At 73.0% G+C, this 12,753-nt stretch carries 13 protein-coding genes and 1 tRNA gene; 10 read left to right on the top strand and 4 right to left on the bottom strand.

Features of this window, described 5'->3' with window-relative positions; genetic code table 11:
* Positions 1–217: 217 nt before the first annotated feature.
* The 3 genes from AC3ET3_RS07300 (at position 218) to AC3ET3_RS07290 (ending at position 1,379) form a co-directional block, all read left to right on the top strand.
* On the top strand, positions 218–583 hold the full coding sequence (locus AC3ET3_RS07300; RefSeq protein ID WP_432133191.1) for a hypothetical protein: 366 nt from the start codon (positions 218–220) through the stop codon (positions 581–583).
* Positions 584–703: 120 nt separating this feature from the next.
* The gene (locus AC3ET3_RS07295) at positions 704–1,315 is read left to right on the top strand and encodes a bifunctional DNA primase/polymerase (protein ID WP_432133192.1); all 612 of its coding nucleotides are present in this window, start codon (positions 704–706) and stop codon (positions 1,313–1,315) included.
* Positions 1,306–1,379 (top strand) — tRNA-Lys (locus AC3ET3_RS07290). Before AC3ET3_RS07295 ends, AC3ET3_RS07290 begins: the two co-directional genes overlap by 10 nt.
* Before the next feature lie 61 nt (positions 1,380–1,440).
* On the opposite strand, the gene AC3ET3_RS07285 is transcribed toward AC3ET3_RS07290, so the two are convergent.
* A complete protein-coding gene (locus tag AC3ET3_RS07285) occupies positions 1,441–2,718 on the bottom strand; it encodes a M6 family metalloprotease domain-containing protein (protein ID WP_432133193.1) in 1,278 nt (425 codons plus the stop codon).
* Positions 2,719–3,031: 313 nt separating this feature from the next.
* Between AC3ET3_RS07285 and AC3ET3_RS07280 the strand changes: the two genes are divergently transcribed.
* Complete coding sequence (locus tag AC3ET3_RS07280; RefSeq protein ID WP_435611841.1) at positions 3,032–4,924, top strand: putative bifunctional diguanylate cyclase/phosphodiesterase; 1,893 nt, start codon at positions 3,032–3,034, stop codon at positions 4,922–4,924.
* On the opposite strand, the gene AC3ET3_RS07275 is transcribed toward AC3ET3_RS07280, so the two are convergent.
* The 3 genes from AC3ET3_RS07275 to AC3ET3_RS07265 form a co-directional block, all read right to left on the bottom strand.
* Positions 4,903–5,094 (bottom strand): hypothetical protein, encoded by a 192-nt coding sequence (locus tag AC3ET3_RS07275; protein WP_432133195.1) that lies wholly within the window; start codon positions 5,092–5,094, stop codon positions 4,903–4,905. The two genes, AC3ET3_RS07280 and AC3ET3_RS07275, sit on opposite strands and share 22 nt — an antisense overlap.
* Positions 5,069–6,151, bottom strand: a complete 1,083-nt coding sequence (locus AC3ET3_RS07270; RefSeq protein ID WP_432133196.1) for an LLM class flavin-dependent oxidoreductase — start codon at positions 6,149–6,151, stop codon at positions 5,069–5,071. The genes AC3ET3_RS07275 and AC3ET3_RS07270 overlap by 26 nt, the downstream gene beginning before the upstream one ends.
* A 138-nt stretch (positions 6,152–6,289) precedes the next feature.
* Entirely contained in the window at positions 6,290–7,048 is a 759-nt protein-coding gene (locus AC3ET3_RS07265) for a maleate cis-trans isomerase family protein (protein WP_432133197.1), read from the bottom strand.
* Between the two features lie 269 nt (positions 7,049–7,317).
* On the opposite strand from AC3ET3_RS07265, the gene AC3ET3_RS07260 reads away from it, so the two are divergent.
* The 6 genes from AC3ET3_RS07260 (at position 7,318) to AC3ET3_RS07235 (ending at position 12,665) form a co-directional block, all read left to right on the top strand.
* Entirely contained in the window at positions 7,318–8,274 is a 957-nt protein-coding gene (locus AC3ET3_RS07260; RefSeq protein WP_435611840.1) for a D-2-hydroxyacid dehydrogenase, read from the top strand.
* A gap of 157 nt (positions 8,275–8,431) precedes the next feature.
* Entirely contained in the window at positions 8,432–9,331 is a 900-nt protein-coding gene (gene ehuB, locus AC3ET3_RS07255; protein WP_435611839.1) for an ectoine/hydroxyectoine ABC transporter substrate-binding protein EhuB, read from the top strand.
* 51 nt (positions 9,332–9,382) lie between these two features.
* A complete protein-coding gene (gene ehuC, locus AC3ET3_RS07250) occupies positions 9,383–10,126 on the top strand; it encodes an ectoine/hydroxyectoine ABC transporter permease subunit EhuC (RefSeq protein ID WP_432133200.1) in 744 nt (247 codons plus the stop codon).
* Entirely contained in the window at positions 10,123–10,767 is a 645-nt protein-coding gene (gene ehuD, locus AC3ET3_RS07245; protein WP_432133201.1) for an ectoine/hydroxyectoine ABC transporter permease subunit EhuD, read from the top strand. The genes ehuC and ehuD overlap by 4 nt, the downstream gene beginning before the upstream one ends.
* Complete coding sequence (gene ehuA, locus AC3ET3_RS07240) at positions 10,757–11,581, top strand: ectoine/hydroxyectoine ABC transporter ATP-binding protein EhuA (protein ID WP_432133202.1); 825 nt, start codon at positions 10,757–10,759, stop codon at positions 11,579–11,581. The genes ehuD and ehuA overlap by 11 nt, the downstream gene beginning before the upstream one ends.
* A 331-nt stretch (positions 11,582–11,912) precedes the next feature.
* Positions 11,913–12,665, top strand: coding sequence for an IclR family transcriptional regulator (locus AC3ET3_RS07235; protein WP_432133203.1), 753 nt, complete (start codon positions 11,913–11,915; stop codon positions 12,663–12,665).
* Positions 12,666–12,753 lie beyond the last annotated feature (88 nt).

The following is a 12,753-nucleotide window of genomic DNA, read 5'->3' as shown; positions in this document are numbered from 1 at the left end:
GGGGGGCTCTGCGGGACCGGGGGCTCTGCGGGACCGGGGGCTCTGCGGGACCGGGGGCTCTGCGGGACCGGAGGGGCTCTTGACCGGTGGGCTCTGCGAGCCCCGGGGGCTCTGCCGAAGTGGGGGGAGTCCGCACGGCGGGGGCGGGGGAGAATGGAGGGTGGTCCGTGCGGGTGATCCGGGCGGGCCGGTAGCGACCCGAGGAGGAGGTCACGACATGGCGGAGCCCACGCCGCGTCACCCTGAGCCGCGGCTACGCCCCGCGCCCCTGCTGTTCGAGCCGGCGGAGGCCGCCGGCGACCCGGAGCACTTCTTCGACCTGGAGTCGATCGACGACCCCCGGGCCCTGCTGACACGCGCCACGGAGCTGACGCTGGCGTTCCGCGCCGCTGCCGACCGGGCGGTGGAGTTCCAGGCCATGGCGGCGGCCCAGCTGGCCGACCCCCGGCGGTTCGACCGGCTGACCGCGGCGGACATCGCCGAGCGGGCGGAGTGGACCGAGGACTACGCCAAGAAGATGGTCGAATTCGGGCGGGACCTGCTGCGAGACGGCGAGGGAGTCAGCCCCGTCGACCCGGTCTGAGGCGCGCGCACCGACGTCCGGCATATGCCAGGCGGGCAGGATAGCCGTTCCGCGCTCCGCTGTCCCGGGTTTCGGCAACTCACCGGAACCGCACGCTCACCACAGGTACACCTGTCAGGTATGAGCAGCGTATGGGACGAGACCCTCGACGCCGTCGGCGCCACCGCGGACGGTGCCGCCTGGCTGGCCTCCGCCGGAACGTATCCGCGCAGCGCGCTCGCCCACTGGCGGGAGCGTCCCGACGCGCCCGTCGTCCTGCCGTGCGGCTCCGTCTTCGACGTCGTGAGCGTGCCGGCGCTGTTCGGCCGCCGCATGCTCGACCGGTTGTGGGACGAGGGCGCGGGCTCCGGCCCGGTGGCCGTGCACCGCGGGCGGGTGCTGCTGTTCGCCGCCCCCGGGACGGCCCGGCGGCTGCCGTCCCTGCTGGCCTGGGAGGAGTGGGGCAGCGGCCCGTCGGACACCGGCGCCGGGCACCCCGCCGGTCGTACGGCCGCCGTCCCGCCCCTGCTCTGCCACGGCACCGGCGACGCCGTCACCGTGCCGTCCCTGGCCGGCCCCGGCGCCTCCGGTTCCCGCTGGCTGGTGGCCCCGGACACCCGCCGCCCGTGGCTGCCGGGCCCCGAGATACTGCTGTGGGCGGCCGTGCGGGCGGCCCGGACGGGGACCCGGATTTCGATTTCGTTCTCCCCGGAGCAGGATGCTAAGGTCTACGACGTCAGCAGGCGCCGCTAGCTCAGTTGGTTAGAGCAGCTGACTCTTAATCAGCGGGTCCGGGGTTCGAGTCCCTGGCGGCGCACTCGACGGGAAGGCCCCTCGCACAAGCGGGGGGCTTTTCGCATACGCCCCTCACACCCGGGTCACACCCCAGGCGTGATCCGCACCGTCCACCCCCCGGACGCCGTCCGGCCCTCGACCATCACCCGGACGCCCAGGGTCCCCTCCCGCCCCGGCACGGTGAAGCTCTCGCCCACCCCGACCGGCGCGTCCGCGAGCGGCGGATAGACCGAGCGCTCCCAGCAGGCGTCCGTGTCCGGGTGGGCGTCGATCACCTCGACCGGCCCCCGGCCGGACTCGGTGCCGCCGCGGACCCGGTAGACGAGGATCCCGGAGCGGCAGGCGTTCCGGTCGTTGCCCACCTGCTCGCGCGCCTCGAAGGCGAGCGCGGTGTCGACGCCGGTGCGCACCACCGCCAGCTTGGTGCCGCGGCCGAGCCCGAAGAAGGGCATGCCGGACGCGCGGAGCACGGGCACCCCCGGACCGGCACCCAGCGGCTCCAGGGTGAGGCGCGCCGGTTCCGTGCCCTGCACGCACGCCACCTGGCGCGGTCGCAGCCACCCGAGCTTCCACTTGTGCCAGCCGAGGAGGTCCGGGGCGAGCCCGAACTGGCTGCCCATCAGGTCCCAGTCGCCGACGTGGGTGTCCCAGTCGCCCTTGCCGTCGGCGGGCCGCCGGTAGAGGTCGGGAAGGTCGAGGACATGGCCGGTCTCATGGGCGAGAACCAGCCGGTCCGGCGGATGCCGTTCGAACACCGTCACCACCCGGCGGATGTCGGTGCCGTCGACCCGCAGCGGGGCCCGCAGATTGACCACCTTGGTGGCGTCGGAGTCCACGCCCGGCGCGTCCGGGTCGGCGACGAGGTAGACGATGTCGTAGCGGGAGAAGTCGACCAGCCCGTCGGCGGCGGCGAGGGCGTCGCGCAGGTAGGCGGCACGGTGCTCGGGGCGCCAGTCGCGCCGTATGGCGTACGCGGTGGACGGCTTGGGCATGCGGATCCAGTGCCGCAGCGGGTGCGCGCGCAAGGTGAACCGGCCGTAGGAGGCCTGGCGGAAGAATCGGCTGGTGGCCGGGAAGTGGTCGGCGGTCAGCGCGGCGGGGCTGGACAGGGGCCGCCAGTCCGGGAAGGACAGGAACACCATCACCGCGTCCAGGGCTCGGGTGGGCCGGGGATAGGCGGGGTTCCAGGTGTCGAGCCCCTCGGAGTGGTGGGCGGCGGTGCGCCGCAGGGCGCAGGGGGTGGTGGAGAAGGGTTCGGCCACCGAGGGAGCGGAGAACAGGGAGGTGGCGGCGAGGGCGGAGAGGGTGGTGAACACGGCCGCGGTACTGCGCAGTCGGGGGCGCGAGAGCGGACGCGGCACAGGGACCTCCGGGCGGTTCAGGGGACACCGCCATCCAGCCTGTGTGGATTTGTCGTACTACGCCCTGTTTATCTGCACCGGATGAGTGAGGGACCGGGGGGATGCGGACCGGTCGACACCCCCGGACCACTCACGGAACGTCACAAGCGGTCGGGCACCCCCAGAACCCGTCCAGGTGCGGGCAGAAACGATCTGTCAGAAGTGCGGTCCGGTCGGGGACACTAAGCAGTGGCTGCGCAACTCCGGGGCCAGCCTCTATGATCGGCACACTTTGCTGCGCGGACAGAGATCAAGTGCACTGCGGGAGCGAGCGGTGAGCGGAACGTCCGAAGGGCCGACGCCCGCGGCAGACCTCGACGGGTCAGCCGTCACGGAGCGTGACAGCACAGCCCCGTCCGGTACCGAGGGGGCCATCGATCCGCGCACCGGCACCGGAGCCGGTGCGCTCGCCATGACCGCCTTCGACGACCCGCTGACCTACCGCTCCGTCTTCGCCGCCGCTCCCCTCGGGATGGCCGTCGTCGACCGCGGCGGCCTGGTGGTCAGCGCCAACGAGTCGCTGGGCACCCTGCTCGGCCGGGAACCCGGTTCCCTGGCCGGAGAGGTGGCCGCCGACCTGATGGACCTGTCCTCCGACCCACGCACCTGGCACGCCTACCGCGAGCTGCTGCGCGGCCGGCAGGCCCGGGTGCGCTGCACCCGGCGGCTGAAGCAGCGCACCGGCCACTCGCTGTGGGTGCAGGTCACCGTCTCCGCGCTGGGCGACGCGGACCGGCCGGGGGTCCTGCTGTCGGTCACCGACATCAGCGCCCGGCGCGATCTGCAGGCCAGACTGCGCCACCTGGAGATGCACGACCCGGTGACCCGGCTGCCCAACCGCACCCTGTTCTTCGAGCGGCTGACGGCCGCCCTGGAGGCGGACTCCTACGCCTACGAGCGCGGCGGCAGTGGCCGGATCGGGCTGTGCTACCTGGACCTCGACGGCTTCAAGGTGGTCAACGACACCCTCGGCCACCGCGTCGGCGACCGGCTGCTGGCCGCCGTGGCCGAGCGGCTGACGGCCTGCGCGGAGGAGGCCGGGGCGGGCCGGACGAGCATGCCGCTGGTGGCGCGGCTCGGCGGCGACGAGTTCGCCCTGCTGGTGGAGGACTCCACGGGCACCGACCAGCTCTCCGAGCTGGCCGAGGCGGTCCTGCGCGCGCTGCAGGCGCCGTTCGACCTGGCGGGGCAGCGCCTGGGGCTGTCCGCGTCGATCGGCGTGGTGGAGCGGCACGCCGCCGGGACGACGGCGACGGGGCTGATGCAGGCCGCGGACACCACGCTGTACTGGGCGAAGGTGGACGGCAAGTCCCGCTGGACGCTGTTCGACCCGGAGCGCAACGCGCACCTGATGACCCGGCAGGCGCTGGCCTCCACGCTGCGGCCGGCCATCGAGCGCGGCGAGTTCGTGCTGGAGTACCAGCCGCTGGTCGGCATGGCGGACGGGCGGCTGCACGGGGTGGAGGCGCTGGTGCGCTGGGACCACCCGCGGTTCGGGCTGCTGCCGCCGAATCGGTTCGTCGCGCTGGCCGAGGAGGACGGCTCGATCGTGCCGCTGGGCCGTTGGGTGCTGAACACCGCCTGCCGGCAGGCCCGCCGCTGGCAGCTGGACCACCCGCAGGAGCCGCCGCTGTTCGTGAGCGTGAACGTGGCGGTGCGTCAGGTGTGGGACTCCGACCTGGTGGCGGACGTGGCGGCGATCCTCGCCGAGACCGGGCTCCCCCCGCACCTGCTGCAACTGGAACTGACCGAGTCCGCGGTGATGGGCTCGGCCGGCCGGCCGCTGCAGGCGTTGCAGGCGCTGAGCGACATGGGCGTGCGCATCGCCATCGACGACTTCGGCACCGGGTACTCCAACCTGGCCTATCTGTCCCGGCTGCCGGTGTCGGTGCTGAAGCTGGACGGATCGTTCGTGCGGGGCTTCCAGTACGAGGGGCGCGGCGACGGGGCGGGGCCGCCGAACCCGGCGGACGAGGTGATCGTCGAGGCGATGATCGACCTCGCGCACCGGCTGGGGCTGACGGTCACCGCCGAGTGCGTGGAGACGGCGGCCCAGGCCGACCGGCTGCGGCGCATCGGCTGCGACACCGGCCAGGGGTGGCTGTACTCCCGGCCGGTGCCGCCGGACCGCATCTCCGAGCTGCGCTACAGCGAGGCGTGCACGTAAGCCCCGGGGTGCGTCTTGGGCGAGGCGTGCGCCCGGGGCACGGGGTTCGTCTTGGACGCGGCGAGCACCCGGGGCACGATGTTCGTCTTGGAGGCGGCGAGCACCCGGGGCACGATGTTCGTCTTGGTGGCGGCGTGCGCCCGGTCACCCGGTGGGCAGTCCGTAGGCATCCGCGACGAGTTCGTAGGAGCGCAGGCGCAGTTCGCCGCGGTGGGCGTGGCTGGTGAGCATCAGCTCGTCGGCGCCGGTGCGCTTGTGCAGGTCGTCCAGGCCGGCGCGGACCTCGTCGGCGGTGCCGTGCACGATGTTCGCCGACCAGGAGTCGACGAACTCCCTCTCCAGTTCGCTGAAGCGGTGGGCCTCGGCCTCCTCCGGGGACGGGAAGAGCCCGGGGCGGCCGGTGCGCAGCCGCACCATGTTCAGGCCGGTGGCTAGGACCTGGCGGCGGGCCTCGCGCGCGTCGTCGGCGGCGAGGGCGGAGACCCCGATCAGGGCGTACGGCTCGGCCAGCACGGCGGACGGCTTGAAGGAGTCCCGGTACAGGTCGAGGGCGGGGACGGTGTTCTGCGCGGAGAAGTGGTGCGCGAAGGCGAACGGCAGCCCCAGCAGGCCCGCCAGCCGGGCGCTGAACCCGGAGGAGCCCAGCAGCCAGACCGGCGGGCGGTGCCGGGACTGCACCCCGCCGGGCGAGGTCGCCTGGACCGGGCCGGGGACGGCGTGGATACGGCGGTAGGGGTGGCCGTCGGGGAAGTCGTCGTCGAGGAAGCGGGTCAGCTCGGCGAGCTGCTGCGGGAAGTCGTCGGCGCCCTCGTTCAGGGTGTCGGTGCGGCGCAGGGCGGCGGCGGTGGCGCCGTCGGTGCCGGGGGCGCGTCCGAGGCCGAGGTCGATCCGGTGCGGGGCGAGCGCCTCCAGCGTGCCGAACTGCTCGGCGATCACCAGCGGCGCGTGGTTGGGCAGCATCACCCCGCCGGAGCCGAGGCGTATGCGGTCGGTATGAGCGGCGAGGTGGGCGAGGATCACCGCCGGCGAGGAGGAGGCGACGCCGGGCATCGAGTGGTGCTCGGCGACCCAGTACCGGTGGAAGCCGCGGGACTCGGTCAGCCGGGCCAGCTCCACACTGGTGCGCAGCGCGTCGCTCGCGGTCCGGCCGGAGCCCACGGTGACCAGGTCCAGTACGGAGAGGGGTACGGGCGCCGTGCCCTGTGCCGTGCCTCGGATCTCGTCCACCGGGGAGCCTCCTGCGTTGTTCCTGGGGTGCCGGGCCGGGTGCCCGGCCGGGTGCCTGGTGCGGGCGCCGCGTGGGCCCGTCGAGCCAACAGGGGACTGTCTCCGGTTATTCCCGGCCCGCCGGGGTCGGCCGGGTGCTCAGACCTGGACGATCGGCTCCCGCCGGAACAGCGCCCCGAGCTCGGGGGCGTTGACCCGGCGGTCCGTCAGGCGCAGGGCCTCGCGGACGGTGACCTGGTTGGCGGTCAGCACGGGCTTGCCGAGGGCCTCTTCCAGGGCCGGGATGTGACCGGCGGTGCGCAGGCCGGTGTCGGGCAGGAGCAGGGCCTGCGCGTCCGGGTGGTCGGCGGCGCGGGCGAGGGCGAGCAGTTCCTCACGGCCCCAGGCGGCGACCTGCTCCGGCGCCCGGTCCCCGGCGGCGTGCACGGCCACCGCCTCGATGTCCGCCGCCCGCAGGAACCGCGCGAACAAGTCCGCCACCTCCGCCGGGCAGGTCGCGCCGACCGCGACCCGCCGCACCCGCAGCTCGGCCACCGCGTGCGCGAAGCCGACCGACGTCGAGGAGGCCGGCATGCCCGCCGCGAGCGCCAGGGCGCGCACCTGCCGCTGGGCGCCCTCCCAGCCGTAGCGGAAGCTGCCCTCCGCGCTGGCCCACACGACGGCCTCGGCGCCGGCCAGCCGCAGCTGCTCCGCGGCGGCCGAGAGCCGTTCGGGGTCACCCAGCCGGCGTACGGCGTCGTCCCCGGCCGTGTCCCGGTCCTCCTCGGCGGTGTCCGTGTCGTCCGTGACATCCGTGTGCACGAGGTCGACTCGGACGTCGCTGCCCAGGAGCTGCTCCATGCGGGGATAGTCGTCCTCGGCCGCGTGGCCCGGGTACAGGAATCCGAGTGCGGTCATGTCCAGCCTCTCTGCTGCGGCTCGCCGTTGCTGTCAGTCGGGTACCCGGGTATCGGGGCCACGACCACACCGCGCTGGGCCGTCCGGGCGCCGGGCCGTCCGGCGAGGCGGTCCGGGGCCGTGGAGTGAGGCGGTCCGGGCTGGGCGGCGAGATCTGCGAGCGGTGCGGCGAGGCCGTGTTGACGGCGTGGGCGGCGGCTGCGAACGTGGACGATCCCCGCACGTCAGGGCCTTGGCCGCCGCCGAGGAAGCCGACGAAAGGGCCGTGGATGCCGCTGGAACCCCGCGCTCCCACCGTGCTGGTGCTGGACGCCGAGCCGCCGCCCCGGCTCGGGCGCCTCATCGGCCGCGCGCGGGTCGAGCACACGGACGCGGACGGGCTCACCGGGCGGCTGCCGGGCGCCGATGTGCTGCTGGTGTGGGACGCCGCCTCCCGCGCGGTACGGCGGGCGTGGCCGGGCGGGGCCCGGCGCCCGCGCTGGGTGCACGTGGCCGGGCCGGACGTGGACCACCTGCTGCGCCCCGAGCTGATCGCCTGCGACACGGTGGTGACGAACGCGCGGGGCGTCTTCGAGCAGTCGGTCGCCGAGTACGTGGCCGCCCTGGTGCTGGCGCACGCCAAGGACCTGGCGCGCGGTCTGACGCTCCAGCGCAGCGGGGAGTGGCGGCACCGCGAGACCCGCCGGGTGGCCGGGACGCGCGCCGTGGTGGTCGGCTCGGGTCCGGTGGGCCGAGCCGTCGCCAGCGCCCTGAAGGCGCTCGGGGTGACCCCGGCCGTCGTGGGCCGGCTGCCGCGGACCGGCATCCACGGCCCGGACGACCTGGACCGGCTGCTCGCCCGCGCCGACTGGGTGGTGGCGGCGGCTCCGCTCACCGCCGAGACCCGGGGCATGTTCGACACCCGCCGGTTCGGGGTGATGCAGCCCTCGGCGTACTTCGTCAACGTCGGCCGCGCTCCGCTGGTCGACGAGGCGGCGCTGGTGCGGGCGCTGACCAGCCGGTGGATCGCGGGGGCGGCGCTGGACGGCGCCACGGCCGAGCCGCCGCCGGACAGCCCGCTGTGGCGGACGCCGGGGCTGCTGGTCTCCCCGCGGGTGGGTGGCGCCGCGGTCGGCCGGCACGACGAGCTGGCCGCGCAGTTCGTGGACCTGTACGAGCGCTGGGCGGCGGGCCGGCCGCTGCGCAACGTGGTCGACAAGCGGCGCGGTTACGTGCCGGGGCACTGACCCGGCGGCGCGACCTGCGGACAACGGGAGCATCTCGCTCCGGTCACCGTTGCATCACATCGTCCGCCCTTCGCGCATAGCCCCCGGGAATCGGGCAGGCGCCACCACTGGCCGTCACCGGCCCAACCAGGCAAGGTCTCCCGGAGGTTGCACGTCCATGACCGAGTTCCCGAATCTCTCCCGCAGGGGCTTCCTCACCAGAACCGCCGCCGTCGGCGGCCTGCTCACCGTCCCCGGCCTGCTCACCGCCTGCAGCAAGACCGACAGCGGCGACGGCGAGGGCTCGAAGCTGGACCAGCTGAAGAAGCAGGGCTACGTGGAGGTGGCCTACGCCAACGAAGCGCCGTACGGCTACGAGGAGGACGGCGAGCTCAAGGGCGAGGCGCCCACCCTGCACCGGGAGATCTTCAAGGCGCTCGGCGTGCCCGAGCTGCGCCCGACCTTCTCCGAGTGGGACGGCCTGATCCCGGGTCTGCAGGCCGGCAAGTACGACGTGATCAGCGCCGGTATGGCGATCCTGCCGGACCGCTGCGAGAAGGCCCTGTTCTCCGAGCCGGAGTTCGTCTCGCCGACCGCCATGCTGGTGAAGAAGGGCAACCCGAAGAAGCTGACCGACCTGGCGTCGGCGAAGGCGGCCGGGGTCACCGTCGGTGTGATGTCGGGTGCGGTCGAGAAGGACTACGCGGCCGGCGCCGGGATCTCCGACGGCAACATCAAGACGCTGCAGAAGCCGCAGGACGGCGCGGACGCGGTCAAGGGCGGCCGGGTGGACGCCTTCCTGCTGACCAGCATCTCGCTGAACTGGCTCGTGAAGAACAACGGCGACCTGGAGGTCACCGAGCCGTTCATCCCCGAGCTGGACGGCAAGAAGCAGTACAGCCCCGGCGGCGCCGTCTTCCGCAAGGGCCAGGAGGAGCTGCGGGACGCCTTCAACGAGCAGCTCAAGAAGATCACGTCCGACCCGGACCGCTACGTCCAGCTGATCGGGCAGTACGGCTTCGGCAAGGAGACGATCCCGCCGGCGGACCTGAAGACGGCAGAGCTGTGCAAGGCGTGACCGGTGTGCCCGGGCCGACGGGGGCGCCCGGCCTGATGGGGGCACCTGCGCATGGGTGACTTCTACTCCTACTTCTTCGACCATCTGCCGGACGTGGGGTCGGGGCTGTGGGTGACGGTCGAGGCGACGGTCCTCGGCGCGCTCGTGGCCCTGCTGCTCTCCTTCGCCTTCGGCTTCATGGCGAACAGCCGGCCGGTGCTGGTGCGCGGGGTGTCCCGGGTGATCGTGGAGTTCTTCCGCGGCACCTCGCTGTACGTGCAGCTGTTCTGGCTGTACTACGCCTTCCCGCTGCTGCTGGGCTACGAGCTGACCCCGCTGTTCTGCGGGGTGCTGGCGTTCGGCATGAACTACGGGGCGTACGGCTCCGAGGTGGTGCGGGGCGCGCTGAACTCCGTACCCAAGGGGCAGCGGGAGGCGGCCATCGCGCTGAACATGACGCCGTGGCAGCGGATGCGGAAGGTGATCCTCCCTCAGGCGTGGGTGCAGATGATCCCCCCGTTCACCAACCTGCTGATCCAGCTGCTGAAGTGCACCCCGCTGCTGTGGCTGATCTCGGCGGCCGACCTGACCACGGTGGTGCAGCAGATGCGTGACCGCACCGGCGCCACCACCTGGGCCTATGTGACCCTGCTGGTGATCTACTTCGTGCTCGCCTACGCGCTGACCCTGCTGATGAACCTGCTGGAACGGCACGCCAAGGCCAAGCTGGGCCGGCATGAGGGCACGCGGGGGCTGCTGCGTCCGCGCAGCGCCGAGTCGGCGACGGCCCCTGAGATGGCGGGGGGTGCCCGATGAACTACCAGTGGGACTGGGACGCCGTCCGCGACTCCCTGCCGCTGCTGCTGGAGGGCTTCAAGACCACCCTGCTGGCGACCGTGTTCGGCCTCCTGGTGGCCGCCGTGCTGGGGCTGGTGGTGGCCATGGCCGGCCGGGCCCCGACGCGGTGGGTGTCGGTGCCGGTGCGGGCGGCGACCGAGTTCGTCCGCTCCACCCCGCTGCTGGTGCAACTCGTCGGCGCCTGGGCGGTGTTCAACACCGTTCGGCCGCTCACCATCGGCATCACGGTGCTCGGCGTCCACTACGCGTCGTACCTGTCCGAGGTGTACCGGGCGGGCATCGACGGGGTGCCCAAGGGGCAGTGGGAGGCGTGTCACGCGCTGTCGCTGTCGCGTCGGCGCACCTGGCAGGCCGTGATCCTGCCGCAGGCGGTACGCAACGTACTGCCGGCGCTGGGCAACTACGGCATCTCCATGTTCAAGGAGACACCGTTCCTGGCCGTCATCACCGTGACGGAGATGGCCGCCGCGGCCCGGGAGTACGGCGCCGACCACTTCACCTACGCCGAGACGTTCACCCTCGCCGGGCTGATCTTCCTGGCGGCTAGCTACCCGACCTCGCTTCTGATGAGAAAGCTGGAGAAGCGCCTTGGCCACTGACCCTCTGCAGAAGACGCCCCTCGCCGAACCCGAGGACGCCGCGCCCGCCGGGGACCTGATCGTGTTCGACCAGGTCGTCAAGCGCTACGGCGACCACGTAGTCCTCGACCACCTGGACTTCTCGGTGGAGCGGGGCCGGCATGTGACGCTGATCGGGCCGAGCGGCTCGGGCAAGACGACGATCCTGCGGCTGCTGATGACGCTGGAGCAGGTCAGCGGCGGCATGATCATGGTGGGCGGGCAGCCGCTGTCCCACATGCCCGGCTCGAACGGCTCGCTCAAGCCGGCCACCGAGAAGCACCAGCGGGAGATCCGCAAGCGCATCGGCATGGTCTTCCAGCAGTTCAACCTGTTCCCCAACATGAACGTGCTGCAGAACATCACCGAGGCGCCGGTCAACGTGCTCGGCCTGGAGCGGGCCGAGGCGGAGGCGCGGGCCGAGGAGCTGCTGGAGATGGTCGGGCTGCGGGAGAAGATCACCGCGCATCCGACCCAGCTGTCCGGCGGCCAGCAGCAGCGGGTGGCCATCGCCCGGGCGCTCGCCATGCGGCCGGAGATCCTGCTCCTGGACGAGGTGACCTCGGCGCTCGACCCGGAGCTGGTGGCGGGCGTGCTGGACCTGCTGCGGGACATCGCGCACACCACCGACATCACCATGCTCTGCGTGACGCACGAGATGAACTTCGCCCGGGACATCTCCGACACGGTGATGATGTTCGACAAGGGCAAGGTCGTCGAGTCGGGTCCGCCGGAGCAGATCTTCGGTGAGCCGGAACACCGGCGGACGCGGGAGTTCCTCAGCGCGGTGCTGTGACGCCCGGACGGTGACTACGGGGGGTGCGCGCGAACACCGCAGGTCGCGTCCGCGGGGCATGTCGCTGGCATACGCCAGAGGCTCGTTGCCGCAGCCCGCGGCCCCGGGACCGGCGGAGATTCTCGTCAACTCCCCCTCCGTCCGCCACCCTTGGCGGCTATCGTGGAGTTGATTCGCTGCCCGGATCACGGCCAGAGAGCGACCGCAGGGGGAACACCGTGGCGCTGCTGTGTTACGCCGGGGGACGCCGCGCCCGACTGCCGCTGCGCGGCGGGCCGGACCCCCGGCCGAGCCCGTTCGACCGCGGGTTCACCAGGCGAGGGGAACTGACGTGAAACTCGAGCCGACCACGCCCCACCACTCGGCGCAGGACGCCCTGCGCGTCCTGGAGACCGTGGCGCGGCACACCACCGGCGTCACCGACACCGAACTCGCCCGGCAGACCGGCTTCGGCACTCAGCGGTCGACCGCGCTCCTGCGGATGCTGCGCCGGGAGGGGTACGTCGAGCAGATCACCGACGGCGCGTACGTCGCCGGGGCGGCGCTCGGCCGCCTGGGCTCCGCGCACGACCGCGAGGAGGCCCTGCGGGAGAAGCTCCAGCAGACGCTGGACCGGCTGCGCGACTCCGTCCGCGCGGCCGTCTACCTCAGCCGGTACGTGGACGGGGAGGTCAGGGTCACCCAGTACGCCGCCGGGCCGGGCACGCCCGCGGTCAACGAGTGGGTGGACTTCCGCTACTCGGCGCACGCCACCGCGGTCGGCAAGAGCCTGCTCACCCAGCTCGACCACAACGGCCGGCGCGACCACCTCTCCCGGCACAAGATGGCCCGGCTGACCTCCCGCACCATCACCAGCGACAAGCTGCTGCTGTCCCGGCTGGCGGCGCAGCCGCCGACGGTGCCGGTGCTGGACCTCCAGGAGTACGCGATCGGCACGGTGTGCGCCGCCGTCCCGATCACCGCCGGTTCGGCGGTGGGCTGCCTCGCGCTCTCCCTCCCGGTCGAGCACGCGCACCGGCTGCGCCAGGCCGCCGACCGGCTCAACCGGAGCGCGACCCCGGTCCTGCTGTCGCTGGCGATCTAGGGTCTTTCCGACGGATCTCCGCGGCGTCGCGGGTGGTCAGGAGCACCCGTCGGGACCAGGTAGTATTTTCTTCGTCGCCGGCCGCGGG

This window comes from Streptomyces sp. bgisy159 (genome assembly GCF_057707805.1).
Note: the sequence above shows the minus strand (reverse complement) of the source record. Positions and strands in the feature narration are given on the sequence as shown.